Annotated in this window: 21 protein-coding genes, 1 rRNA gene and 1 pseudogene; 14 read left to right on the top strand and 9 right to left on the bottom strand. The window is 63.0% G+C overall.

The window, feature by feature from the left end; all coding sequences use genetic code 11:
• Positions 1 to 403: 403 nt before the first annotated feature.
• The 6 genes from BLS42_RS19715 (at position 404) to BLS42_RS19685 (ending at position 13,037) form a co-directional block, all read left to right on the top strand.
• Positions 404 to 4,123 carry a helicase-related protein gene (locus BLS42_RS19715; RefSeq protein WP_090584037.1) on the top strand — a complete coding sequence of 1,240 codons (3,720 nt, stop codon included), beginning with the start codon at positions 404 to 406 and terminating at the stop codon, positions 4,121 to 4,123.
• Complete coding sequence (locus tag BLS42_RS19710) at positions 4,120 to 6,846, top strand: DUF1156 domain-containing protein (RefSeq protein WP_090584036.1); 2,727 nt, start codon at positions 4,120 to 4,122, stop codon at positions 6,844 to 6,846. Before BLS42_RS19715 ends, BLS42_RS19710 begins: the two co-directional genes overlap by 4 nt.
• Entirely contained in the window at positions 6,843 to 9,776 is a 2,934-nt protein-coding gene (locus BLS42_RS19705; protein WP_218122143.1) for a DUF499 domain-containing protein, read from the top strand. The genes BLS42_RS19710 and BLS42_RS19705 overlap by 4 nt, the downstream gene beginning before the upstream one ends.
• Positions 9,777 to 10,523: 747 nt before the next feature.
• Positions 10,524 to 11,060, top strand: a complete 537-nt coding sequence (locus BLS42_RS19700; RefSeq protein ID WP_176803584.1) for an ImmA/IrrE family metallo-endopeptidase — start codon at positions 10,524 to 10,526, stop codon at positions 11,058 to 11,060.
• Positions 11,053 to 11,463: a hypothetical protein gene (locus tag BLS42_RS19695; protein WP_090584034.1), complete on the top strand. Its 411-nt coding sequence runs from the start codon at positions 11,053 to 11,055 to the stop codon at positions 11,461 to 11,463. Before BLS42_RS19700 ends, BLS42_RS19695 begins: the two co-directional genes overlap by 8 nt.
• 806 nt (positions 11,464 to 12,269) lie before the next feature.
• Complete coding sequence (locus tag BLS42_RS19685; RefSeq protein WP_090584032.1) at positions 12,270 to 13,037, top strand: hypothetical protein; 768 nt, start codon at positions 12,270 to 12,272, stop codon at positions 13,035 to 13,037.
• A gap of 22 nt (positions 13,038 to 13,059) precedes the next feature.
• On the opposite strand, the pseudogene BLS42_RS19680 reads toward BLS42_RS19685, so the two are convergent.
• From BLS42_RS19680 to BLS42_RS20710, 3 genes and pseudogenes are all read right to left on the bottom strand, one after another.
• Positions 13,060 to 14,315, bottom strand: a pseudogene (locus BLS42_RS19680) (flavin-containing monooxygenase).
• Between the two features lie 117 nt (positions 14,316 to 14,432).
• Positions 14,433 to 14,918 carry a DUF1579 domain-containing protein gene (locus BLS42_RS19675; protein WP_090584031.1) on the bottom strand — a complete coding sequence of 162 codons (486 nt, stop codon included), beginning with the start codon at positions 14,916 to 14,918 and terminating at the stop codon, positions 14,433 to 14,435.
• 295 nt (positions 14,919 to 15,213) lie between these two features.
• Positions 15,214 to 15,456, bottom strand: a complete 243-nt coding sequence (locus BLS42_RS20710) for an HNH endonuclease (protein ID WP_256336593.1) — start codon at positions 15,454 to 15,456, stop codon at positions 15,214 to 15,216.
• Positions 15,457 to 15,632: 176 nt separating this feature from the next.
• On the opposite strand from BLS42_RS20710, the gene BLS42_RS19660 reads away from it, so the two are divergent.
• Entirely contained in the window at positions 15,633 to 16,439 is an 807-nt protein-coding gene (locus BLS42_RS19660) for a hypothetical protein (RefSeq protein ID WP_256336591.1), read from the top strand.
• 5 nt (positions 16,440 to 16,444) lie between these two features.
• Here BLS42_RS19660 and BLS42_RS19655 read toward each other — a convergent pair whose 3' ends face one another.
• Positions 16,445 to 16,828 (bottom strand): TfoX/Sxy family protein, encoded by a 384-nt coding sequence (locus tag BLS42_RS19655; RefSeq protein ID WP_090584029.1) that lies wholly within the window; start codon positions 16,826 to 16,828, stop codon positions 16,445 to 16,447.
• Positions 16,829 to 17,151: 323 nt separating this feature from the next.
• Here BLS42_RS19655 and BLS42_RS19650 point away from each other — a divergent pair, with 323 nt between their 5' ends.
• Positions 17,152 to 17,355: a cold-shock protein gene (locus tag BLS42_RS19650; RefSeq protein WP_011690916.1), complete on the top strand. Its 204-nt coding sequence runs from the start codon at positions 17,152 to 17,154 to the stop codon at positions 17,353 to 17,355.
• 154 nt (positions 17,356 to 17,509) lie between these two features.
• Here the strand turns inward: BLS42_RS19650 and BLS42_RS19645 are convergent, their stop codons facing one another.
• Positions 17,510 to 19,345, bottom strand: coding sequence for an AfsR/SARP family transcriptional regulator (locus tag BLS42_RS19645; protein ID WP_090584028.1), 1,836 nt, complete (start codon positions 19,343 to 19,345; stop codon positions 17,510 to 17,512).
• Positions 19,346 to 19,650: 305 nt separating this feature from the next.
• Between BLS42_RS19645 and BLS42_RS20350 the strand changes: the two genes are divergently transcribed.
• The 4 genes from BLS42_RS20350 (at position 19,651) to BLS42_RS19630 (ending at position 22,691) form a co-directional block, all read left to right on the top strand.
• Positions 19,651 to 19,824 (top strand): hypothetical protein, encoded by a 174-nt coding sequence (locus BLS42_RS20350; protein WP_176803582.1) that lies wholly within the window; start codon positions 19,651 to 19,653, stop codon positions 19,822 to 19,824.
• Between the two features lie 277 nt (positions 19,825 to 20,101).
• On the top strand, positions 20,102 to 20,638 hold the full coding sequence (locus tag BLS42_RS19640; protein ID WP_090584027.1) for a TetR/AcrR family transcriptional regulator: 537 nt from the start codon (positions 20,102 to 20,104) through the stop codon (positions 20,636 to 20,638).
• Positions 20,639 to 20,682: 44 nt separating this feature from the next.
• Positions 20,683 to 21,582: an EamA family transporter gene (locus BLS42_RS19635; protein WP_090584047.1), complete on the top strand. Its 900-nt coding sequence runs from the start codon at positions 20,683 to 20,685 to the stop codon at positions 21,580 to 21,582.
• A gap of 641 nt (positions 21,583 to 22,223) precedes the next feature.
• Positions 22,224 to 22,691, top strand: coding sequence for a hypothetical protein (locus BLS42_RS19630; RefSeq protein WP_090584046.1), 468 nt, complete (start codon positions 22,224 to 22,226; stop codon positions 22,689 to 22,691).
• Between the two features lie 7 nt (positions 22,692 to 22,698).
• Here the strand turns inward: BLS42_RS19630 and BLS42_RS19625 are convergent, their stop codons facing one another.
• The 4 genes from BLS42_RS19625 to BLS42_RS19610 form a co-directional block, all read right to left on the bottom strand.
• Entirely contained in the window at positions 22,699 to 22,881 is a 183-nt protein-coding gene (locus BLS42_RS19625; RefSeq protein WP_090584026.1) for a PspC domain-containing protein, read from the bottom strand.
• A gap of 82 nt (positions 22,882 to 22,963) precedes the next feature.
• Positions 22,964 to 23,362, bottom strand: a complete 399-nt coding sequence (locus BLS42_RS19620; RefSeq protein WP_090584025.1) for a type II toxin-antitoxin system VapC family toxin — start codon at positions 23,360 to 23,362, stop codon at positions 22,964 to 22,966.
• Positions 23,359 to 23,625, bottom strand: a complete 267-nt coding sequence (locus BLS42_RS19615) for a type II toxin-antitoxin system Phd/YefM family antitoxin (protein WP_090584024.1) — start codon at positions 23,623 to 23,625, stop codon at positions 23,359 to 23,361. Before BLS42_RS19615 ends, BLS42_RS19620 begins: the two co-directional genes overlap by 4 nt.
• A 113-nt stretch (positions 23,626 to 23,738) precedes the next feature.
• The gene (locus BLS42_RS19610; protein ID WP_090584023.1) at positions 23,739 to 24,038 is read right to left on the bottom strand and encodes a DUF1905 domain-containing protein; all 300 of its coding nucleotides are present in this window, start codon (positions 24,036 to 24,038) and stop codon (positions 23,739 to 23,741) included.
• 108 nt (positions 24,039 to 24,146) lie between these two features.
• Between BLS42_RS19610 and BLS42_RS19605 the strand changes: the two genes are divergently transcribed.
• Together BLS42_RS19605 and BLS42_RS19600 are read left to right on the top strand one after the other, a co-directional pair.
• Entirely contained in the window at positions 24,147 to 25,397 is a 1,251-nt protein-coding gene (locus BLS42_RS19605) for a plasmid pRiA4b ORF-3 family protein (RefSeq protein ID WP_176803580.1), read from the top strand.
• Between the two features lie 645 nt (positions 25,398 to 26,042).
• A 16S ribosomal RNA gene (locus BLS42_RS19600) occupies positions 26,043 to 26,178 on the top strand; the annotation flags it as partial.

Below are 26,178 nucleotides of genomic sequence, written 5' to 3'. Positions count from 1 at the left end.
GGCATAGTTCAGCTATGCGCGCTGCAGTGAGTCCCTTGCGGAACATCAGGTCCCACTCTGGATGGCGGGACTGTCCCCCCGCAAAAGTGCCCCCTACGCTCATGGCACCACACTAGAGGCTGCGTATTCTTCCCGCTTATTCCTCCTAGTCTTCGGTCTGCCTGGTGAAGATTAGCGTGGAAGCGTAGGCGGATGCTGGATGAGTGCGTGGGGCGCATCGCTCGATGTGAATCTACTGCTCCCGAGGGCAACACACTTGTTCTCAAGTGGGTGAAGACTCTACTCGACAGCGGCCGGGCGGTAGGGGCGAAGGAACTCAAGGACTACATGGAGATTCAGGGGTACGGCGACGCCGCCAAATGGGTCTACCAGCAGGGGTTATCGCCAAGCGAATGGCAGCACGATGAGCTCAAAAGCAGTACACCCTTTTATTGATGGGAACGGACGCACCGGACGGCTCGTACTTAACCTCATTTTGATCCGGCTCGGGTGGCCGCCGGCCATCACCTTCAAGAAGCAGAGAAGCAAGTATCTGAAGGCTCTGGACAAGGCCGACAAGGTGGACCTGGATCCATTGGCGGAGCAAATTTGTCGGTCCGTCATCGACAACCTTCACCACTTAATTCCGGAGATTGCGGGACCGTCCAAGTTCGTTCCCTGCAGGCGCTCCAAGACGCACGATGTCCTATGCGGCGCTACTTCAGGCAGCCGTCAGGAGCCGCCTGGAGGCTGTCCAGGAAACGGACGGGTCTGGGCGCTCGAGCCGTCGGGCAGTCGAAGAGTGCCGGCGAAAGCTCTATTCGAGGGGTACGGAGAAGACGCTCCCATAAGGTCTCCGTGCCACGACTCACTCAGGGACCTCAAGTCACGCGACCTGTCCCGCCACCACCGTAAGGTGCTAGTTATGACGTTTGAGAAGGGGCAGCGAATCCACATCCCGGGGAAGAATCTACCGGAATGGGTCTCCGTGTACGCTTCACTCGACACACCGTTCGGTCGCACCATCTTCGTGGAGGCCGGCCGCGGTGTGTACACACCCGTTGAACTGACCGAGGCCGAGTTCAAGGACATTCGAACACTCGACAGCGATGGCGGCGCTAATTCCGCGCGAGTCCTGGCCGGCATGTGGAGCCAGTGGATGGCGTCGGCCGGAGCGAACGCGGACACCACAGTGCTCGCGTCCACGCCCCTACGGCCCTACGCGCATCAGGCCAACGCTGTTTACGGGGCTATGCTCCCACAGCCTCGGCTGCGCTTCCTGCTGGCCGACGAACCCGGTACTGGAAAAACGATCATGGCCGGTTTGTATCTCCGGGAGATGCAGAAACTTGGATTCGTAAACCGTGCACTCGTCGTCTGCCCCGCCGGACTCGTGACCAAATGGCAGAGCGACTTCGAACGGTTCTTCGGCGGCGAGTTGAGGCGCATCACCAACGAAACTATCCAGCAGCACGGGTTGTCGGACCCACACGACATGTGGGTGGTCTCTCTCGAGCTGGCTGCCATGAACCCCGCTGTTCAGGAAGCCATTCGGCCGGATCGGACAGGATGGGACGTGGTGGTCTTCGATGAGGCGCACAGGCTGACGCCCACGGCTGAGACGTTCCACCAGGTCGGGCGACTTCTCGCGAAGAACACCCCTCGGGCATTGCTCATGACCGCCACCCCTCACCGCGGGTCAGAGTGGTTGTTCCGGCACCTTCTCCACCTTGTTGATCCCGACGTGTACCCCGACCCTGGCGACGACCCGAAAGCCGAACTTCGCCCGATCAAGCCCGGCCCCGTCCACTTTCTCAGAAGAATGAAGGAAGATCTCGTCGACTACGACGGGCGGACCCGGCTATTCAAGGGGCGAACCGCGCACAACGAGATCGTTCCCCTCAACGCCCTCGAATATGCCTATTACGAAGAAGCGCTTCGCCTCGTTGACGAGTTCTTCCCACCAAGTGCTGTGCCCCTGGCGCGCATGGTCTACGGCAAACGAGCGGCCTCCTCGCTGCACTCGCTGGGCGAGACCCTTAAGCGGCGCCGCGACCTCATGGGAAGCGAATCGCCGGTCGAAGCAGCCCACCGCCTGGATCCTTACGACGAAGACCCGTCAGGGCAGGACGAAGCCCGCGTCATCGCCGAAGGATCCCGGGCCGCCAAGGCTGAGCGAAAGGCCATAAGCGGACTTCTCGGGCGTCTTAACCCGCTCCTGAACAGCCCTGACCTTGACGTGTCCAAGTGGAAGCCGCTGATCACCGACTGCTTCGCAAACAACGGCGTTCTGCCCGGCAACCGTGAACAGGCCGTTATCTTCACCGAGTATGCAGATTCCGCGGACTGGATCGTGGCGAGGCTCCGAGCGCAAGGTTTCACCGCGGAGCGGTACTCCGGCAGGGACAACCACGCCACTCGCGATGAGGTCAGGCTCGACTTCATGGCACGCAGGTTCCAGATCATCGTCTCTACCGATGCAGGCAACGAGGGAATCGACCTGCAGTCGGCGCACGTCCTCGTCAACTACGACGTACCGTGGAGCCTCGTGCGCCTCGAACAGCGCATGGGTCGCATTCACCGCGTGGGACAGACGAGGGACGTACAGCTGTACAACTTAATCGCCAAGGGAACCCGCGAAGGTGAAGTCCTCGACGTCCTTCTCACCAACTTCGTCAATGCCGCTAACCAACTGTCCGGCAAGATGTTCGACTCTCTCTCCCTGGTTGCGGAGATGTCAGGCCTTTCTGAGAATCGCCTGGCAGGACTTATGTCGGACACGTACGCCCATGACGAGGATAAGCGTGCTGCAGCTGTGCGGGCTGTCCAAGCCATTACTGCAGCCCAACTGCGGAGCAACGCCGAGGAAGCCCACCGCGTCGAAGCAGCCCTCGCAACTACTGTCGACATCGCCGAGGCAATCCGCCGACGCAATGCCGAAGCACTCGAGCGGATAAATCCCGCCATCATCGAGCAGTATCTCCATCGGCTGAACCTCGCCGGAGTTCTGTCCGTTGTCAAAACCGCCGCGGGAGATGGGATCCTCAGGATCCAAGGCGAAGCCGGACCGCTCCCCAAAGCATTCGGCGAAGAGGCGTCCGCCCTCATTGCAACCAGCGGGAAAGCGCTCAGCGACGCTCAAAGAGGAGGCGCATTACTCTCGAATGTGTTCACCCTGGGGCCAGGCGAGCCCTCCTTCAACGAACTTGTCGACTACGCTGGCGCCGAACTTGAGCCCGACATCTACCGTGGCGGACTGGTCACCGACCCCACCACTATTGGCGACTACGAACTATTCGCCTTCCACGGCACCATGGCCGACGCCGACCAACGCCGCAGCACCCCCTGGGCGGCATTGATCCGGGTCGACGACGTCGGCGCACGGCGAGTCGCATGGGAAACGCTCGCGAATCTTGTCCCCGGCGCAGGCGTGGCGGGCCCGCCCCACCCCGGACGCCTCCTTGATGCTCAGTCACGGGCCGAACAGCTCGCCGCGGCCGAGCAGGATGCCCACCGCGAAACACTGAGCGCGTGGCTCGCGCAGGCCGAACGGGAGTTGCTCGACCTCCCAAGCAAGATCAGCCGTGACATCACCGACCGCAGCGAACGGCTAGCTTTGCGCGCTCAGATGGACAGCATGGTCAATATCCGCTTAGATGGGCTTCGCCGCATGACGGACGTGACCATCAAAGACGTCCGGCTCGCGTCCCACATCAAGGTTAGGGCGGCGGGCATCACGCCGGAGCCCACCGAGAAGGACAGTGAGAACATCGCCATGCGAAAGGTTCATGACGAACTCGTCCGGGATGGATATGCAGTCGCCGATGTTCACCTCGAAGGGCGGGGGTATGACCTCTACGCGACTCGTGGACAACTTCAACGGTGCGTAGAGGTCAAAGGGGTTTGGGCGTCCGCCTCCAGCAAGGGCATCCGCCTCACAGGTAACGAGATTCTCACCGCCACTCAACAACGCAACGACTACTGGCTCTACGTCATTGACGAGTGCTCGAACGGGGAAGGAAACGTGTACGGCGTTTATCGCGACCCCGTTGCCACCTTTGACGGACTAATCAAACAAGAGGCAATTTTCGCTGTACCGGGATCTGCACTCAAGGCCGCACGCAACCAGGAGCACGACGAATGACCCGCATGATCGAACGATGGTTCCCCTGCGCTGAAGTGAGTGAAGCATCCACCGCCGGGTGGGGGAGCGGCAACACGGAGTCGGCGCTCTGGGTCTGGTTCGCGAAGCGACCACTGGTCCAGGCCAAAGCAGCCGTGCTGACAAGCCTGCTCCCGTGGCCGGATCTTCCGGAGGAGCAGCAAAGGCTCCGAAACCTAGTTCGGAGGGCGCTCACGGGCTACGAGGCCGCTGCTCGAGAGATCGCGGACGAACTCGCGAAGTCCTACCCGGATGGGGCCGCCGTGCTGGATCCTTTCTCAGGCCGCGCAATGATTCCACTCGAAGCAGCGCGGCTGGGTGCCCGCTCCTCGGGAATCGACTACTCGCCATTCGCCACCTTGGGCGGTTCGCTCCTTGCGGACTTCCCCCTTCGCGATTGGTCAGCGGAACCCCCAATTCCGTTTGCTTCTGGACAGGCTTCGTTCGGTCCACGCCTTTTGGAAGATGTACGAGACGTACTCAACGAGGTGGGTCGGCGCTTCACAGCAGCGATGGAGCCCTTCTACCCCGAGTACGACGGCAGGCAGCCTTGGGGTTACCTTTGGGCCTCGACTCTGCCCTGTCAGGAGTGCGGCAAGCGCTTCCCGCTCGTCGGGCAACTGCTTCTGCGTCAGCCAAGACCGAAGAAGGGCGATTCGGGACAGAGTTTCCGTCTGGTGGTCGACAAGCAAGCTGGCACCTTCAGAGCGGATGTCCACGAAGGCACACCCACGGGAACTCCTACGAGGATTCAAGCGGGGAAGAGTAAGTATTCGGCCTCTGGGCGGGTGGCGGTCTGCCCATTCTGTGAGCACGTCCACCCAAAAGCCGTTCACACCCGGCTGAGCGCAGAGGGGCTTCGACGAGATGCCCTCTTGGTCGCAGCGGACATCGACGAATTCGGAACGAAGGTATTTCGGGCACCTACCGACGAGGAGCTCACGGCAGCTGATTCAGCCGAAAAGGCCCTCGCGCAGGCAGAGCCTTTCGATGGACTCTCGGCTGTTCCCGATGAAGCCATCCCTGCAGGAAACACTTGGACGATTCAGTCCACGAACTACGGCGATCATGTATATGGAGACCTCTGCATCGCGAGGCAGAACCTCACTCTCGTCAGTATCGCAAGAGCCATCAATTCCGTTTCCGAAGACATTCTCGACGCGGGCGTGACGCCAGATTACGCGAAGGCCCTGGCAGGCTACGCGACCGCGGCGATGATGCGGAAGATGCGTCGCTCGACGCGGGGAGCGCGCCTTCAAATTACGGGTGGCGCACGAGTCGGCGACATCTTCGTCAACCAGTCATCCGTGGCGTTCTCTTATGACTGGTTCGAGAGCGCCCTCTCTGACGGGCCCGGTTCCTGGTGGTCGTTGGCGGACCAAACCGTTTCTGCGCTTAAGGGGTTCCTTAACCGTCAGGGCGGCAGTCCGGCCTACGTGAGCCGGGGCTCCGCAACTCAACTGTCGTTCCGTGACGCATCGCAGGATGCAGTTGTCACCGATCCGCCTTATGACGACATGATCGATTACTCAGATTCGTCGGACTTGTTCTATGTGTGGGCGAAACGGGCGATGGCAGTCGCTGATCCCTCGCTGAGTTTCACCCTCGACCCCAACGGGCTGCAAGACAAGTCTGATGAGATCATCGTCAAGCGCGGTGGCAGCCAATCCCAGGATCACCGGACGCAACAGTTTTACGACGACATGATCAGTCAGGCCTTCGCCGAAGCCCGTCGCGTAGTCAACAGCGACGGCGTCGTTACCATCGTGTTTGGCCATGGCGACCCTGATGTTTGGCATCGACTCTTGTCCGCAATCACGCGTGCGGGACTCACACTGACGGGCTCCTGGCCCGCCAAGACAGAGCAGGGTGGAGCGGCAGTCGGTTCTGCCAACATCGTTACGACGCTGACGATGGCCTGTCGCCCGGCACCAGCGGGTCGTACGCCCGGCAGGGCCAATGTGGTCGAGGCGGAGGTCAAGCGCGAAGTCAGTGCTCGCGTTCCCGACTGGGAAGCCGCCGGGTTGGCTCCGACCGACCAACTAATGGCCTCAGCTGGACCGGCGATGGAAGTCGTCGGCAAATACAGTGTTGTCCTTGACAATCTGGGCGAGCCTGTCGAGCCCGACAGGTACCTCCTGGTAGCGCGACGAGCCGTTGAGCAGGCCGCTTCAGTACAGATCGATGATTTGCCTATTGAGACATTCGACGCTCGCACCCGGTTTGCCCTCTCTTGGGTGCGTCTCTACGGCAGGACTGTTGCACCGAAGTCCGAGGCGCGCTGGCAGACTCTTGCATCGGACCTCCCCGGCGATGCCTTAAAGGGTGTGCTGACGGAGGCGAGCAGTGGGGTTCGCCTCGCTTTCGGTAGCGAATTCAAGGGGCAGGTCGCAGACACATCCCACGTCATTGACGTTGCGCTGGCGATGGCCAGAGCGTGGCCGGATGGGCTGGACGCTGTCGTAGACGTGCTAGCGGCATCAGACCGGAACCTCGACGACCCCTACCTGTGGGCTGCGATGTCTTTCCTGTCTTCCCGATTGCCTGAGGCGGACCCAGACGGAATCGCGTGGACAGGCCTCGTTAGGAGCAAGCGGGGCATCGGGTCTGCCACACGCCAGGTCATTACGACGAAGAAGCGTGCCGATGAACGAGCGCAAGCATGGACCCTGTTCGATGACGTTGTAGACGGAGCATTTAAGTGAGCAAAACTGTGACGCCCTGGTGGGAAACTCTGACCATCCGGCCGGAGATTATTCATTCCTCTGGCCAAATTGACGATGTGCAAATGTCCCTCTTTCAGGCACTCTACGGGGACGGCGCGGAGCGCCCTCCCTACGCGGAAGCTGCCTACTATGGCAAGATCACACACCCGTCGCCGCAGTTCATTCAGCTGCTTGCTAACGTCGCCGTTCGTCTCGCGGGTGGTTCGAACTACGCCACCGCCCCGGCCCTCTGGCGCTTGGACCAGGCCATGGGTGGAGGCAAGTCGCACGGATTGATTGGGCTCTACCACCTTGCGGCGGATCCGAAGAATCTCAGCGCTACAGACGTGGGCAAACAGGCGTTTGCCGAAGCATCCAGTATTGCGGGAAACCGAATCCCAGCCGATATGAACAGCCCGCAAGTCGTCGTCCTCGCATGCGACAACATGACCGCAGGTAAGGGCGTTTACGATCTCGATGGGCCAGCGGTAACGCTGCATGAGCGCTTCCTGTGGAGGCTATTCGGCGGCGACAAGGCCCTATACGACCGATACAAAGATCACCATGCTGACAAGAGCAAGATCGTCGATGCGCTGAAGGCTGTCAACCGGCCCGTCCTCATCCTCGTCGATGAGATCATGGACTATATCCGTCAGTTGTCCGACAGCGCCCTGCACGACTTGGCGGTCAAGGATCTCGCGTTTCTTCGTGCATTACTTGATTCCGTAAACGACGTTGCCCACGTCGCGATGGTCGTGGTCATGATCGCCTCAGAAAAGGACAACATGGACCTCGACTTCGAGGGCCAGTCGCGACGCGGAGAACTTGACCAGTTGCTAGTGCGCAACGGCAAACCTGCCACGATCAATGACAACACCGACTTCGCAGCGATTCTTCGGCGACGACTATTCGAATCTCCAGCACCTAATGAGGTCGTAGGAGCCACCGCGAAGGTCTTCGCGCACACGATGACAGGGCCGTGGCAGACCAAGGTGTTCGACGCCCTCGGGGCCGGTTGGACAAAGGCATGGGAGGAAGAAGTCGGTCGCTGTTATCCTTTCCACCCGCAGTTGATCACGCTCGCCGAGCAGGAGTGGTCTAAACTATCCGGCTTTCAGAAGGTCCGGTCGACTATACGCATTTTTGCAGCCACTGTTTACACGCTGTCAAAGCGGGCAGAGCGTGGAGAATGGGCCCCGTTGCTTATCGGTCCTGGCGACTTGCCGCTGTCGCAGGACAGTGTTCGTGAAGCGATCATCGGGTCCGGTCTCATCGCGGATCCCCGCGCACAGTCCAACTACCGCAGCCTGGCTTCGGCCGATATTGTCAGCGGCGATGATCAGACGGGGTCAGCGCGCATCCTGGACAGAGAGCGCCACGGATCTCCGTTTGAGAGCGTGAACCCCCGTGTTGCTGAACGCGGTGCAACCTGCGTTTTCTTGTGTTCTGTCGTCGGCTCGCGCGGTGGCGGCCGGCAGGGGGCCAGTGAGGCTGAACTAAAGGCAGCCATGTTCGTTCCGTCGGCAAGCTTTGGGCTCGCGGACGCAGACTTCGTCCTTAACGACCTCAAAGATGTTGACGGCGGGGGACTGGCCTCGGTGGAGGTCATTCCCGGTAAAGGTGGCCACCAGCCGCGCTTGTTCATGTCCACCCGACAGACGCTAAATATGCTGGTGCGCGCGGCTCGTGGAACCATCAGTGACGACGAACGCGACACAGAAATCGCAAACGCGGCAGAACGCCTCACCTCGTCAGGGCCGTTCAAGGTCACCATGTTCGTTGTTGGTGACTTGTCGCGCTCACCTCGGGAAGTGCTCGAGACAGCGGGAATCGACGATGCCCGCTCGACGCGCCTCGTTGTCCTCGACCCCAGGCAGTTCTCCCTCCTCAACGGCATCGACAGGGATACTCGCGCTGCCGTACGTGCTGCGATGGGCCTGGGTGACGATAAATTCCCAGTACAGTGGGCCTCGTCCGCCGTGTACGCCATAGTGAATACCCAGCGGCGGAGCCTGGCCAGGGGTGCTGCCGTGACATATCTGGCATGGGCGCGCGTATGCGAAATGACGGACGTCGAGTCGGACATCGAACTCGCCGACAAAGCCCGGTCGGAAAGGCTGGAGTCGAAACGGAACCTCGAAACGGCGATCCGCAGGGCCTACCAGCACGTCATGTATCTCGACCTCGCGGACGAGTTCGACGGTGAAGTGCGCATCGAGAAGACCATAACTTTCGAGCACGAGAACCAGTCGTCGCTTGACGGCACGACTGTTTGGAAGGCGCTGTTTGAAGCGCAGAAGGTGGTCGACGTCGGAACATTCAGCGCAAAGGCACTGCTACATAACCTTCGCGCAAACGACTATGGCAAGCCCCTCGATGAGGTTCGAGACCTCTTCTGGGGAACGCCACGCATGCCGCTGCTGCCTGGCGGCGAATCCGATTTGCAGCGCGCCATTTACGAGGCAGTTGCAGCGGGTTCGCTGAGGTTACTTGGCAACGACGGAGCGGAACGAAGCGTTACGGGCCCATCGGAAATCGGGGTTGGTCAGTCCGGCGTACGTCTGTCCAAGCCCGAAGCCGGGGAACCCGACGGGCCGACCAATGATCGAGTCTCAGTAGTCACCCCTGTCGACGAGGAGAAGACTGCATGGTCCAGAACCGGTAGCGGCAACGGTGGAGCCAAGAACGAGCCAGAACCGCAGGCGGGGGCTGAGAAGCAGATCGCATTTTCTCTTCGCACCAGCCTGTTGCAGGACCAGCCAAGGGACGCGCTGTATGCGTTGCTGCAGGCCCTCGCAGACATGGTCGACGAAGGGAAGTCGTCGTACGCCGAGGTGATGCTCAAAGTTCGCGTAGATGCGACCGCGGCAGACGGGGTGGCCGACTTGGTACGAAACGCTGGAGGAAATCCCGACCTCCGAGACGTATAGGTAGAGCTGGCCAACCCCCCCGGCTCGGGAGTCGCGTCCAGTTCGAATCGGAACCGGCCCGGTTCCGGTGCCTCGGGTGAGTCAGAACGCAAGACTCCGTATCGACAGGTGCTGCCGACGGGAAGGGAAGAATGACCATGCCGACAACCTCCAAACCAGGCGAGCGCTGGGCGTACCGGCAAACCCGGGCGGGGTCCTGACCCCGATCTTGAGTATTTCGACTTCTCAGGGGGTTTCGGACCATTTGGCGATGGCCACCCTGCGGAAGTCGCCTACCTGCTCCTGCGCGAACTCAGCAGGTTTGTTACGTCGCGAATGAAGTTCTGGGGACGAGTCCCTTCACGAAACAAGCGTTGGTGGGCTCGTGAACGGGCAGATGAGCTCATTGGATTGGGGAGAAGCGAGAACCTTTGGGGACCTGATGGTCATCATGCCATAAGAGATTCGACCAGCAATGATGCCGCGGGAAGGGCTCACGTCGCTCCGGGCGGTAACCCGCAGGAAGCTGGGCATCGCAGCACTACTCAGGGTCTGGTGCGGGCCACCACGCACCTCCTCGACACCCGAGTGGCCGTCCACGTCGTGCAGGCCGGCTAGGCCATGAGGACCCACAGACGACCCTGAGCGTCTACGCCCGTCTTGCCAAGGTCTCGGTAGGCAGCGGCCGCCGACGCGCACGGCTAGGCAGGTCCGTAGCTCCGCAGGTGGGCCCGTATATACTTTCGAATGGCGGAGGGAGTGTCAGACGTGCAACAGAGCATTGCGGCCATAAAAAAACGAGCGACTATGGCGGCGGCCGACGTTCTGAACAAATACTGGGCGGACTCGAACGGCGAAATACCCTTGCCTGTGGATGCGACGATCATCGCCGAACGGCTAGGCGCCGAGGTGTTCGCGGGGGATCTTTCCCAAGAGGACAACGATCTCTCCGGGTTCATCTATATCCCGCCGTCCGGCCCGCCTCAGATAACGATAAACTCAACGGACCACATTCACCGTCGCCGCTTCACATGCGCCCATGAAGTTGGCCACATGCTGGACGTGAGAGGTAATCAGCTTCGTGAGGGCGGTTTTGTGGACCGCCGTGACACCATGTCTTCGGCGGGAACAGACCCTCGCGAGGTATTCGCGAACGCGTTCGCCGCCACGCTGCTGATGCCCAGCGATGAAGTGGAGTGGCTCGCCGAAGAGCTTGATCTGTATGGCCTCGCCCGTCGCTTCCGCGTGTCGACGGACGCTATGCAGAACCGACTGGACACTCTCGGATTGAGGCCACTTGGCTGACCGCCCGACTGTGATACCGCTTTCAGAGCCGCCTGATGCCGAAGCGGAGCTTGCCAAGAAGCTGAACAACAGAATCAAGAAGTTTCCGGTTGACACTGATTCCGAAGGTGGCGCCAATGACGACGTCCGGGACCTAAACGGCGTCGTCCCCGGAGCGTCGGCAATCCGCGGCATTCGTCACGTTACGCCTTTCTTGTTCTTCCTACAGTCTTACGCCGAAGCCCTTTATCCGGAAATCAAGAATCCTGCACGACGGATCCTAAAGCTGCGGGAGCGTCACAGGTGGGTAATCGCCATTTGCGGCGTGATGGACTTCGCCCTGCAACTCATCCTGATTCTGGCGGTCCTCGCCGGGCCGGCTGTGATCATCTATAACGGCGTCAAGGCGGCCCTGGGCTTGTAGCGACGTGGGCTTGGCCCAACCGCATGGGAGTCGTGTCCTTCGTGTCGCAGGATCCTTGCCAACACTCTCGGGACGACCGCGGTAGGGTGGCGTAGCGAAATTCGCGTGGCCGTTAAGTCCGGGCCGATCGACATGGCGGAGAGCCATTTACGGGCCAGGCACGCCAAGGCCTCCGAGTCAGCTGCGGACGCGCTCGGTTTTTCTTTCGTCCGGACTCTTGTGGTGGATGGGTCAGACAAGAGTCGCAGGATGATCTCCACCCCTCTCTTCGCCACAGGCCTGATCTCCGTATAGATGAAAACAACAAGGAGTACTTCGCTGGATCCTGATTCCTGTTCCGCGAGGGACAACATACTGCTGACGGCCGCACACTGCGTGCCTGAAACATCGCAAGCGCAAGAGCGTACCTCCCCTATTTGCTGCGGGAAATGCCAGTCCTTTACCTCGATCGGCATCCGACTGCAGACATGCGTATGGCCGGGGCGATCCGGGAGTACACGGCAACTCGGTGGGGGAGCCGGGCTTAGCCTCCACCGACTAGGACAGGAACCTGGCGACGTACTTGTGCACGTTATTCCTCGACAAGTGTTGTTCGGGAAGTCCAGCCTGCTGCCAGCTTTGACGCGTTCGTTGGACAAAGCCCACTTGCAGGAAGGGCCTCGCGCAGAAGCGGCGGGGCTGACCGACGTGAGCACCGTAGGCTCCCTTCCCCCAAAAGTGCGGGACAATGGAAGTCCCGAACCACGAAAGCGGGCCACCTTGATTAGTCTCCAGCACGACGCCGACGGCTTCACCCGGCTGACTCCATGGGACTGAGCGGGGCCGGCGGCGCCGGCCATCTCGATCCGCGGCTGTATCCGTGGGACCCTCCCGTGGCCTCGGGTGTCATGGACGGCAATCAATTCCGGCCTCTCGAGCTTTCAGCCGGACTGGATGAAGCCCTCGCGCAAGCCGGCGCCGCACCCCTGGAAGCCCGTTCCCTGGTGGTCTCCATCGGCTCGAATTCAAGCGCCGACGTGATGCGGCGCAAATTCGCCAACTACCACCGGCCCGTCAGCGCGGTCCTGCCGCTGGTCCGGGGGCAGCTCCACAACATCGCCGTTGGCCACTCCGCCCACGTGAGCAATGCCGGCTACATCGCCGCCGCCCCGTATCCGCTGATGGGAGAGTGCACAGCGGTCTGGCTTTCGTGGCTGGACGATGTCCAACTGATGGCCCTCGACGAAACGGAGCCCAACTACCGGCGGATCCAGCTCGACGGCGAAGCCTGCCCTCTCGTGGCGGACCACGGGGACCGTCCGGAGGAGTTTTCGCTGTTCACCTCGCGCTGGGGCGTGCTGACCGACGGCGACGGCGGGAAGCTCCCCTTCCTCGACCAGCCTGCCCTCTTCGGGCTCCTCGCCGGCAGCGGCACCGGGGACCTCCTGGAGGAGGGGAAGTCCGTGTTCGACGGGCCGCCGGAGCTTGTTGCCGAGCAACTCGCGACACCCGCGGTCCAGGCCTGGGCCAGGGCATGGTTCAGCTCGGCCGGCCTCGCCGCACCCGTGGACTTCGACGGGCCTTGCGCGGCCTAGCCACCCCTCTGGAACGCCGCCTTCACCCGCCGGCGATGTTCCCGGCGATGTGCTGGGCAATGTACTCGGCATCGCGGCCCACGCCCGCCACGATGGACGAGCCGTGCCCGGTCAGCCATGGCAACCCGACGGCGTACAAGCCCGGGTGTTCGGTGACGCCGCGGGAGTGCCGGGGGTAGTTCCATTCGTCCAGCACCGGGATGTCCAAGATGCTGAAGTCCAGCCGATAGCCCGTGGCCCAGAGGACCGACGTGATGTTGGCGGCTTCGAGATTCAGCCGCGCCGGTTCCGAAGGAAGCCAGTCGTCCTTGCGCGGCGGCTCCGGCTCCGGTGCCGACATGCCGGTGGCGGCAATATAGCTGTCGAACATCGGCTTCATCCGCTGATAGAACGCAGCCTCCACCAGGCCCAGGCGTTCCGGAAGGTCATCACTGAAGACGAGGTCGCCGTCGTCGGCTGCTTCCAAATGGCCGTGCAGCCGGACGCCGCGGCGGCCGAGGTCCCGCAGGTGGATGTCGTGGCCGCCGTCGACGCCGGACACCAGCGGGTTGCAGGCGAACCTCGCCGCGGGGGAGGGCAGCTGCCCCACGGTGAGGCCATTCAGTCCGTAGTCGGGGCCGAACTGTGCAAGCTGCATCATCCAATATAGGAGGTCCTGGCCGCGGTAGCGGCGCGGTGCTTCCGGGCACGTGGACACCGCCAGGTGGATGTCGCGGCCGACGGCGAGCAGTTCCTCGGCGATCTGGCCGCCGGACTGGCCGGTGCCAACGATGAGCACGGCGCCGCCGGGCAGTTGGCCCGGGTTGCGGTAGCTGTCGGCGTGAAGCTGCAGGATGTGGCTGGGCAGTTGCGCCGACAGCGCGGGGATTTTCGGCGTCTGGTAGCCGCCGGTGGCGAGCACCACGTTCCGGGCCCGCCAGCGGCCCTGGGTTGTGGCCACGGTGAAGCCGCCGCCCTCCGCGGGCGCGATCCGGGTGACATCCGCACCCGTTCGGACCGGAGCGTCGATGCTCTCCGCGTAGTGCCGGAAATGGCCTATGAGGTCATCCCGCAGCATGAATGCTTCCGGGGCGGGCCGTCATACGGCATGCCGGGCAGCGCGAGCGAGAAGTTCGGCGTGTTCAGGCAAAACGCGTCCCACCGGTCCTGCCACGCCCCGCCCAGCGTTTCGCGCCGTTCCAGCAACTGATGTTCGACGCCGGCCCGGCTTAGCCAGTAGCTCGTGGCCAGCCCCGCCTGGCCGGCCCCGACGATAAGGGTGTCCAGAATCGGTCCCATGCAAAGAACCACACGCCCGGCCGGGCAGCATTCAAGCCCAGCGGGCGCAAGTTATTGCGCGAGCGCGAGAGGTAAGAACAACCGGCTGCCGCGGCGCACGGGAATGCCGGAGAGCCGTTAGGCCGGGATGAATTCCATCCGCCAATTCGTCTCCCAGGACTTTCCACCATCGTTGGAGAACGCTTGTTCCCACCGCGGATTCTCGGTGGTCGTTGAAAACCAGGTAAACCGCACGCGAATAGGGGTGCCGTTCATGGTGTCGTCCGCGAAGAAGGTCCCGATGCCGGAATCGAATTTACCGACGACGGGAGTGTCAAGGGTGCCGGGGTTGCGGCCGTCCAGCCACCAAATAGACCACGTCCCGAGGTCTGTCGAGTACGACCTAATGGCGATCGCCCGTGCATCGCCGCCGGGGAATCTCAGGAGATTGTCCTCAACGTTTCCGTAACCGCCGAGCGTCTTGGAAGTCGACGATAAGCCAGAGAACTCGGTCCACTGGGTACAGGCCGAGAAGAGCTGGTTGAGTCGCTCGTGCCGCACCGTCCAACTTCCGATGATGAAGTCGAAGTCGGTCGGGCTGTCCTTTAGGGCTTCCAGCGGCATTGATGCTCCTTTTGTGGGTGAACATATGTTCGACATACTCCCACCAGGGGACGCTTATTTTGCATATTTGTGCCCGATTTTATGTGAGAGAGCCAGGGTCTGGTCCGGCGACCGGACCTTCAGACGTGAACGCGTCACCGACTCCGTCGGCAAACGCAGAGAAGCCGGAAAGGACCTTGGCGGCCGACCCCGCAGGGTCACCGACCGCCAGACTCGAAGCGCTGTCCGCCTGTCCGAAGGCGGTGAAACCCCCCGCAACGTGCGCTGGCAGATGGCCGAAGCCGGCAGGATGTCGCTAGAGGAGCGGCTGCCGCTCGCCCACGGCAACCGCATCCTCAAGCGTTACGTTGGTCCGCCGTCGTCGTTCCAGTCTCTCCTGCTGGCCTGGCGACGGGATCTGCGCGCCATACGCGCGGTTGCACCTGCTGCACGCGGCGACGAAATTCTGCAGGCTGGTGGATCCGCTCTTGGACCACGAGTAGAAATGGTCACAGTGTTCCGCACGACGGGCACAACGGCGGCGGAAGCCCGCCTCCATTCCGCACTGGCTTTCTGCCCTCGACATTCCTTCCCGGCACTGCCGGCGGCTGAAGCGCCGGACAGGGTCGCCCGCCGGACGTCCCGGCCGCGGATGATGGCGACGATCTTGATCAGGACGACGGCGAATTCGCCGAGGGTGTTCTGGTTTAGGGCGGGCTGCCCTATCTTTTTCCTATGGCCATGGCAAGCAACGGTGCTCTGACCCCCTGCAGGAATTTCTACTCAGAAGGAGTGGGAAAGGTCATGAATCGGCGAACCAAAATCTTCTTTGGTGTGATCGTCCTCTTGCTGGTTGTTGCTGGGGCGACGTTATTTGTCCTCGATCACGCAAAAAGGAGTAGGGCGGCGGAGTACAACCCGCAGGTCAACCCAGCAGATTTCACCACTGAAATCACCAACAAATACTTCGCCCTCCCAGTCGGCAAAAAACTGACTTACGAGACCACCGAGCACGGAAGAGTCACCGAGAGGATCGAGATCGAAATCCTGCCGGAGACCGTGACCATAGAGGGGGTTGAGACGGTGGTCTATCTGGATAAGGAGTACAAGAACGGGCAGCTGGTGGAGGAAACCCGGGATTACCTGGCGCAACACAAAAACGGCGACGTCTGGTACTTCGGCGAGGACGTGAACAACTACTTGAATGGGATATTGGTGCACCACGCAGGCAGCTTTCGCCATGGAAAAGACGGGGCAAAAGCCGGCATCTGGATGAGGGCCGAGCAGCGCCCTGGCGACTCCTACAGGCAGGAATTTTACGTTGGTCACGCGGAAGACATGCGGGACACTGTAGCTACCGGCGAGACCGTCTCCACCAAGTCAGGCACGTACACCGACTGCGTCAAGGTCTACGACTGGACGCCCCTTGAAAAGAACTCCCGGGAGTATAAGTATCACTGCCCCCAGATCGGTGCGCTGGCCCTGACCGAGGACCTGGAAACCGGCAGCCGGTCCGAACTCGTGAATATTGTCCTGCCCTAGCTTTTCTACTTTTTGGGCCGGGGCTTAGAAACCTTCGGCTCCTTGGGCGGCAGCCCGGCCACGTGCTCGAACGCCTTCTCCACCCAGGCCCTGGCCCGCGCCTCATCGCCGTCACCCTCGGCATTCCAGACTTCCGGCAATCCGGTGTAGCCGCCCATCGGGCGCTCCGGCGGCCCGAACGGGACGGTCCGCTCGGTGCCTTCCAGCATCTCCTTGTCCGCCTCGCCCAGCTTCACGCCGATGGTGGGCCCGAACAGGCCGGCGAACATGTTGCCGTGCACGAACGCCCCGAGGTTTCCGAACATGGGCTTGACCACGACCTCGGGATTGTCGGGAAGCACCGAGCGGAAGTGTTCCTTGTCGGCGTCGGACGCTTTCGGCATTTCCATGGGTCTTCCTCCGGCAACGGACGGTCACGGACTGGTCTTCCTGCAGGATATGCCCGCGGCCGGGCACGGTACAGGCGGGGCGCGCAGACGGCCGGCGCGGGTGTCGGGCGGGCTGCCGCGGACGGTGGCTCGACGGGGCCGTGGTAATTGGTGTCCGGAATCTCCTGTATGGTTGATCCTGTTGTTGTGTTTATGCAGTTCGTAGTTCAGGCAGTACGCATGGTTGCAAGACCATGTTCTTCTGAAGCAGCGGTTTTGAGCACCCCAAACAGGAGGACCCGAAAGTCGGGACAGTTCCTCCACCTTCACGAAGGACAAAAATAATGGCTACTGGTACCGTCAAATGGTTTAACGCTGAAAAGGGCTTCGGCTTCATTTCCCCCGATGACTCCTCACAGGACGTTTTCGCACACTACTCTGCGATCAACTCCTCCGGCTTCCGCTCCCTCGAAGAGAACCAGAAGGTCTCCTTCGAAACCGAGCAGGGCCCCAAGGGTCCCCAGGCCACCAACATCCAGGCTATCTAATTTCCGTTTAGATACCCGGGACCGTTAGGTTTCGAGCAGGGCCCGTCTCCGGACGGGCCCTGCTTTTGTTTAACCCATCTGTGCTTTTAACGAAAGTACGACGACGGCGGCGCGGCACCGCCGTCGTCCGCCCGCCACGGCTCCGGGGTACTGATTAGAGCTGGCCGCGCCTTTCCAGGTACGAGTTCAGCGCAGGGTTGTCGATGTCCTTGGCCAGCCACGGAATGGTCTCCGCGGCGGCGGCGTCGCCCAGGACCGCCCGGTGCGAGTGCGCCCGGACCACGAGTTCGCGCAGTGCGCCGCGGCTGGCCATGGTGCCGAGCCGGTCGGCGTAGTCCCCGGCGGCGGGGGAGCCGGCGTCGATCGCGACCTCGGCGGCCGTGTCCAGCAGCCGCGCCCGGTACCAGAGATACCAGGGGGTGGTGTCGAGCCCGCGCTTCAGCCAGGACTCGGCCGCGGCCTGATCGTTCAGCGCCATGCTGAGCCGGGCCTTGGCACCGGCGGCCAGGGTCAGGTAGCAGTGGTCGCCGGCGACATCTGCCATCACCCACGAGCGGTCGATCAGCGGAGCGGCGTCCTCCAGCCGGCCAGCGGCAAGGAAGGTCTCGCCGCGGAGCCCGGCGACAAAGGGCTCGAACGCCGTCCAGTGCTCGGCCGCGATCAGTTCCTGGGCCCGGTCCAGGCATTCAGCCGCCGGCTCCAGATCCCCGCGCAGCAGATGCACCCGGCCGGTCAGGGCCTCGCTGAACGCCAGCAGACGACGGCCGCCAGAGGCGGTGGCGAGCCGGCTCGACTCGGCCAGGGCCGCCAGCGCATCGCCGTAGTGCGCGGTGTCCGAGGCCGCCATGCCCTGGATGGCCAGGATTCTGGACCGTTCGTCGTCGAACCCGTCCGCCGCCCGGGCCGCCTGCTCCAGCCAGCCGGCAGCGCGGTCCGGAATGCCCCGCTGCACGGACAGGTACCCCAGCTCCCGGTACGCGGCCGCCGCCACCCGCGAGGCCGGCCGCCCGGGGTTCCGCCCCGCCGACGCCAGCGACGCAGGGTCCAGTCCTTCCGATTTCAGGGCCCTGTGCAGGAGATCGGCGACCTCGGCGCCGCGGCCGCCGGCCTGATGGATCAGCGCCCCGGACAGCGTGACCAGCGATTCGGCAAGCAGATGGTGATCACCGGTCCGCTGCGCGATCTCCGCCGCGTGGCGTAACTGCTCCAGCCCGCGGTCCACCGAGCCTGCCGAGAGCGACGCCTCGGCGGCATCGAGATAGGACCGCACCGCGGCCGAACTGGCCGGCAGCCCGGGCTCGGCAGGCGGCGCCGCGTCCGTCAGCGCCCGGCGCACCTCCGCGGGCACGCCGAGCCCGAGCTCCCGGCGGTAGAGCTCGCGGCATTTGTCGGCCTGCTCCCGCGCCCGCCGGTAATCGCCCAGGGAGACGAGTGCCTTGATCAGCACGGCGTGGCAGTCGGCGTTGAAGGGGTCCAGGTGCAGCGCCCGGGTGGCGAGATCGACGGCGTCGTCCGCCCTTCCGGCCGCCAGCGCGGCGAGCGAGGCCTCGTAGAGCAGCGTCAGCACGCAGTTCTCGAGCCGGTGCCGCTGGTCCTCCAGCCAGGATTCGAATACGGGGCAGTCCGCGAAGGCGAGTCCCTCTAGGAGTTCGCCGTCGAAGGTGCGGGGGTCGGCGTCGCCGGCGGGGGTCAGGGCCGCCATCACGTCGCAGTTCCACCCGGCCGGCAACACCAGCCGCAGCGGGTCGCCGCCGACCGAATCCGCGCCGAGGGTCCGCCGCAGCTCGGAAAGGTTCCAGCGCAGGGCACCGAGCGGGTCCTCGGCGTCGGGGAACAGGAGGGCCGCGGTCCGGGCCCGTCCGGTGCCGCCCGGTTGAAGCGCGAGGTAGGCCAGCACAGCCCAGGCCTTGCGGCCCCGGGGCTGCCGGAGTGCGGTGCCAGCGGACTCGATCCTGGGCGGACCGAGGAGCCGAATCCAAGTCTCGGCCATATGAGTCATGCTACGCCGCTGGTGGGGGAGCGGGAGGGGCTGTCTGTGGGGCGTCAGCGGGGAGTTCCGGGGCGCGCGACGGACGCATGACCGCCGTCGAAACGCGCGCGATTCCAGGCGGATAACGCTCACACGGTGGCTCACACGGTGGGCGCGGAAACTGGACATGTCACCAAGAAAGGACCGGAAAACCGAGCCGCAGCCGCATCCCCAACCCGCACTGATCATCAAGGAACCCGGCCCGGACAACCCGTTCATCATCTGCCCAACAACCAGCTCCATCACTCGCCCGAGGTGCTTCTCAAATGGAATTTGCCGCTATCCTGCTCGCCGGACTTATGGTCTACGCAGCCGTCGCCACCTTCGTCGCGGTCTTCCGCGACGGCCGGGGCCACACCCCGCCCGTCCGGTCCACCCGCCCCTGGATGGCCGGCAACCTCCCCAGCGAACCGTACGCATCGCTCCGGTCCCTGCACTGACCTAATCCCAGCAGCCACTCGCCAGTAACCGAACGGGCCTGACCCCCCGCATCCAGCATTGGAGGTGGGGGTCAGGCCCGACGTCGTGCCTTGCCTTTGTGAAGTTCAGCGCTTCGTGACCGCCGTTTACCGCCAAACTCCACAAATTAAGGACGCAGCGCATCGTGGATCCGCATGGTGTTCTTCCCCTTAAGTAGGTAGACTGGGCTACCTACTTAAGGGGTGTGATGTTGTGGGTGATGGTGTGGGCCGGGAGCGGCCGGCGCGTGATCGGTTGATGACGGCCGCCGCTGAGTTGTTCTATGCGCATGGGATGGCCGCTACCGGGATTGATGCGATCACCGAGAGGGCGGGCGTGGCGCGGAAGAGCCTGTACAACAACTTCGCGTCCAAGGACGATCTGGTGCTCGCTTATATCCGGGAGCGCCACCAGGAGTGGCTGGGGCTGTACGAGCTGCGCGTCATCAATGCACAGACTTCGCGTGATCGGGTGTTGGCGGTGTTTGATGCCTATATCGACCATGCCGGCGCCGCCTACGTCCACGGGTTTCGCGGGTGCGGGCTGCTCAACGCAGCCGCCGAGCTGCCTGCGGGCGCGCCCGGGCGGGTGGCGGTCCGCGAGCACAAGGAACAGGTCGAGGCGATCCTGGCCGCTGGTCTGACCGGGATCGTCGACGCCGATCGGGCCGCAGAGCTCGCCGAGCAGTTGGCGTTCGTGCTCGAAGGTGCGGTAGCCCGCGCCGGCCTGGAGGGCTCTGTGGAGCGCTTGGTCCATGCCCGGGCGATCGCCGCCTCGCTGGTGGATGCGGCGTGAGGCGCGAGAGGTTGACCGCCATCGCGGCGATCACCATCACCTCAATGCTGTGGGGCACCACGGGCACCGCCGCAACATTCGCACCCGGCGCCGGCCCGCTGGCGGTCGGAGCCGCCGCCCTGGGGATAGGCGGCATCCTACAGGCTCTCATCGCGATCCCCGCGCTCCGCGCCGGCCGCGGGCAACTACGCGCCAGCCTGCCCTTGACCGCTCTGGGCGCGGCGGCGGTGGCGATCTACCCATTGGCGTTCTACAGCTCGATGCACCTGGCGGGAGTGGCGCTCGGCACCGTCGTGTCCCTGGCCTCGGCCCCGCTGGCTTCCGGTGTGCTGGAATGGTTCGCCCAACGCACCCCGCTCAGCCGGTGGTGGATGCTGGCCGCCGGACTCGGCGTCACCGGCAGCACCCTGCTGTGCCTTTCCAAGATGACCCACGACCCCGGCGACGCCGGTTCGACGCTTGCCGGCATCGCGCTCGGTCTGCTCGCCGGCGCCACGTACGCCACATATTCGTGGTGCGCCCAACGCCTCATGAGCCGCGGCATTAGTCGCGCCGCCTCGATGGGGGCAGTGTTCGGGGCGGGCGGCACCTTGCTTGTGCCGGTCCTGCTCCTGACCGGCGCACCGCTGATCGCGAGCTCTCAGGCGTTCGCCGTCGCAGCCTACATGGCTCTGATCCCGATGTTTCTGGGCTACCTGCTCTTCGGATATGGTCTGGCACGCGTCACTGCCAGCACCGCAACCACCATCACCCTGAGTGAGCCGGCCATTGCCGCGATCCTGGCGGTGGCCATCGTGGGCGAACGCCTCAGCACTGTTGGCTGGACCGGACTTGGCATCATCGCTGTGGCTCTCGCGGTCCTGGCGATCGCGCCAACCAACACGGTTAGTGCACTGCCGATATCCGACGCCAAGCGTGCGAGCCCTCAGATGGCCGCCAGCTAATACAGGGTCGCGCCTCGAGGAGCCCCGCACCATACGATGTTCGATTGGTGAAGCATGCTGCCGGCTAGAAGGACCGGCTCTGAAGGCACGCCGGCCAGCGGCTGGACGATCCGCGGATCAGCTATTAGTGTCTTGTAATATCGAATTCTGGCAGGGGCGCACACAACGCCCGGGGAGGAGGCGCGCATCACCGCTGACCAAGACTGCAACCTACTGTCAAATTCCTGGAAAGCCCCTCACCTGTGGGGCTTTCCCTTTAGGACTGCGATTCACAGGGAAACCTGTCTCACAACCAAGGTGTCTCAATTCCCATGCCATGCAGGACCATGCAAAGCCTGAGAGTGCGGCACAGAGCGATCACAGAACGCCGCCATGTAGCGCTGAACTCCACATCCGACGTCGTTAGTCAGCACCGGCGACCGGCGACGGCTGGTTGGGCGTGCCGGCTAGCTGGTCCGTCTAGACACCCGCAGTGGCGCGGGAGCATCCTAAACATGTGCGCGTTTCGAGAGGAAAGCGGCAACGGGGCGGGGAGCTCCCGCCCTGGCTTGGGAAGCTGGGGAAGCCTGCGGACCGCCGGCTGCCGGATCCCACTTTCCAGGCGTGCGGACACGATCGGCGAGGGAACCGGGGACCAGGTCATGGACGAAACATCCGATACGCGGCAAAGGCTGTCCAACCGCATCGACGAGAAGCAGCGGGACCTTCAGTCCTATCTCGGCCGGGAACGGCCACGTCGCACCCGGTTAGCCAGCATCAGCATCGTGGGCAGCGCGCTGGCCGCCGCGTTCACGGCGGGTCCCGCAGTCGGGGGCACGGGGTTCACCGAAACGGTGGCGAACGTCTTCAACCTGAGCGACGACGCGGTCGTGTGGCGCGGACTGTGTCTGCTGGCGGTGATCTGTTCCGTTGCCGCGGCGCTGGCCACGAATTTCGCCACGTCCCGTTCGGTGGCGGACCGTGTGAGCGCGGCCGAGACCGCCAGCGCCCAGCTGGAGGGGCTGCAGGTCTCGCTGAACTTCGGCCACATCGAAATCGACGAGGCCGTAAAGCTTTATCAGCAATATGCCACCCAAGTGGCCTTCGTGGAGGCATCGCCGACGCGGTGACTTTCCGCTACCGGTCCTTGGGGATGATGATCCACAGCGCAATGTAGACGAGTTCACCGATGCCGAAGAAGCCGAATAACACGAAGCCGAGGCGGACCACGGTCTTAGAGATACCGAAGCGCTCGGCGAGGGCGGCGCACACTCCAGCGATAATTTTGCGGTTCTTCGGCCTGACCAGAGATGGTTCCATCCAGTCAAGCTAGCAGTGCCGCAGCAGGGAGTGAATAGCGCGGCCAAGGCGGTTACGCGGTGGCACTTGATTTATTGCGTGTTCACGCCCGGGTGCCGGGGGAGAGGACGTTGAGGCCGGCGTCCACGGCCGCCGCCAACAGTTCGGCATCGTAGGCAACCATGACATCGGCCTGGAGCCGGATAGCCGCCGCCAAGTGAATCGCATCGGCGCTGCGCAGCCGGCCGGGCAAGGCAGCCGCGTACATCAAGTCCGAGCGCGCCACGTCCACGAGATTGATTGCACTCAGAACGGAATTGACGAGCCCACCGGGAAGTCCCCGCCGGTTGGCGGCGCAGTGAAGCTCTGTGTACAGGAGCATGGAGGCCGCCAGCGTGTCGCCGCGGGACACGGCAGCCGCGAAGTACTTGGCCACGGCCGACGATTCCGTTTCCTCCACAAGCAGTTTGAGGGCCGCCGACGTGTCCACGTAGAGGATCAACGGTCCCCGCGAACGTCGGCCAAGATTTCCGCGGTCATGGTCGCTGAATTGACCCTCGGCAGTGACTGAAAATCAACGGCACCGGGGGAGGCTGGCCGGACCTGCCCTGCCAAAAGCAACCGCTCGAACGGGGAGGAGGATGGCGGAATGAGAACGGCGGCGACTTCCCCATTGTTTGTCACCTCAATGGTTTCGCCGTTCTTCACGCGCTCAAGAATTTTGCTGCTCTGGTTGCGAAGTTCGCGGTGCGGAATTGTTGTCATGTCAGCCTCCGTAGCAATCGTAGCAACGGGTCGGCTGGCACGGTAGGGGTGACCGCTCCTAGGCGGTCATCGAGGGTGGCCGCGTTTTCCGCGCACTACCGCCGCACTAAGCCCTAGAACTCCGGCTCGACTTCCACGTCCACCTCGTCCCCGGCCTGGATGCCGGCCGCGGTCCTGATGGCCTTCTTGACGGGTAGAACGTACGAGTTGCTCTTGCTGTCCGGGAAGAGCGACGTCCGCCAACGCTGCCCGGCGATGCAGGCGCTCACCTTCACCGAACCGAAGCCCTTGCGGAACGGGGCAGCCTCGTCCTTGAGCTGCTCCGCCAGGTCCGGCGGCAACGTGATGAAGTGCCAGCCGGCTTGCTCAGGATAGTGCCACAGCTCGGCACGGAATGCGTACGACGTCGTCACGCTCCGAGTATGGCACGCGGGGCTGGGCCGGCTGCCGTATGCCCCGGATATCCACAACGCCGACATCTGGGCCGTGAGCGACGCTGGACTTCTGGCAAGATGGCCAGCATGCAGACCGTCCCGGCTTACGACCTCCGGATCAGCATCCAAGGCACTCAGCCCGAGATCTGGCGCCGTCTCCTTCTGCCGGAGACCGTCACCGTCACGCAGTTCCACGAGGCAATCCAGTGCGCTTTCGGATGGCAGGACCGCCACCTCTTTGGCATCCGCTGCCTTGACCGCAGCGGCGAGCCCCGCGTCATTGTTGGCCCCGACGAGGCAGCGGAGGGCATCGACGCGGAGTCGGCCGCCGGCGTCGTCCTCTCTGAACTGATAGATCCCCAGTGGACCGAACTGGGTGATTTCGAGTACGAATACGACTTCGGCGACGACTGGACGCACAAGGTGGAACCAGTGGGATCCGGACTGGTCCCTGAGGGGACCATCACGTGCGTGGAGGGCGCCAACCGGGGCCCTGTAGAGGACTCCGGCGGTCCCAACGGCTACCGGCGCCTGGCGGAGGTTCTCTCAGATGAGAAGCACCCGGAGTTTTACGACGCCGCCACCTGGTTTTCGGAGGTCACCGGCGAACGGGTAACGGCATTCGAAGTAACAGCTTTCGACCTCGACGCCGTCAACCGGAGCCTCGGCCGGCTCAGCCTGCAGCTGTGGCCTCTGCCACTCATACCCGCCGAGCGGGACGCCGTGCTCCGACCCATCATGTGGTTCCTGAAAAGCTCGGCGGGGGAGGGGTTGGAACTGACGAAGGATGGCTACCTGAAGCCAGCGATGGTCCGGAGCACTTTGGATGAGCTCGGCTGGCACGACGAAATCATGGGCAAGGGCAACCGCGAACTCAACGCCAAGGACGTGCTCAACCTCCGCCTGCACCTGCTGGACTGGAAGCTGCTGCGAAAGCGCAACGGCAGGCTGGTGCTCGGTCCGATGGGCAAAATCGGCTTGGACGACCCGGACGAGCTCTGGGACTACATGGTGAGTACTATCGGAGCCCCGCAAAACGACGCCTTGAAACTCATGACCAGGCTTGCGGCGCACTGGCTGGTCAGGGGACCTGTCCCGTCCTTCACCCTGCGCGGCGAACTGATCCTCACCGCGCTTGAGGCCACCGGATTCGCGACCCGCTCCGGGGACCCGATTCCGGAATCCTGGGCGTGGGACATCGACCGCACGGTGCGGGAGTCTCTGGAGTGTCTCCAGCTCGCGGTCCCCGGCCCGCGCTTCGCGCTCGCCGAGAAAGAACTGACCGACGGCGGCCTGAAGTTCCTTCTCCAGGTACAGGCGCTGCTGGGGGACAGATAGCCGCCGGTGCGGCCAGCTCAATGAGTTCAATAGCGGGGATGCCGGCAGTCGAACGTCCTGACTTCGACCTGGTTACGCGCAGGTCTACAGGCATGTGACCCACTACATAGAACGCTGACGCCGGCCGGTTGGCCTTTGGGGGCGCTCGTGGTGGCCGGATTCCGCGAGGTTCCGGGGATTATGACGCCGGAAGCGTCTGAGGGGGCTGATTTGTGCAGGGTCCTCCCGGCGTGTAAAGTAATTCGAGTCGCCGCCGCTGATGCGGAAAGAAAGCGACCGACCCCCTTCTAAACAGCCTGAAAATGGTTCGCGAATTTGCGTGCTAAATAACGGCGGGGACCTTCTTGAGAGAATGTAAATCGCAGAAATGCGAATTTGCAAACACTCCCAAGATCGGGTAAGTTTGAAAAGTTGCTCCGGAGCGATCCGCGACCGTATGAATGGTTGTGGTGGTGCCGGGTGTGTCTGTTGTTTGAGAACTCAATAGTGTGCCAAGTTTGTTGATACCAATTTATTGTATTGAATTGGTTGAATTGACCGGATTGCGCCACCCCGTGGTGTGGTCTGGTTTTTACAGCTGGTTTCAAATTTTGTGCATTGTGTGCATCCCGTTTTCCCGGGGGCGCATGGTGTGTCTGTTTTACTTCAACGGAGAGTTTGATCCTGGCTCAGGATGAACGCTGGCGGCGTGCTTAACACATGCAAGTCGAACGATGACCCGGTGCTTGCACCGGTGATTAGTGGCGAACGGGTGAGTAACACGTGAGTAACCTGCCCTTAA

It is taken from the genome of Arthrobacter sp. ov407, assembly GCF_900102895.1.
In the GTDB taxonomy this organism is placed as follows: domain Bacteria; phylum Actinomycetota; class Actinomycetes; order Actinomycetales; family Micrococcaceae; genus Arthrobacter.
This window is presented reverse-complemented; position numbering and strand designations above follow the sequence as displayed.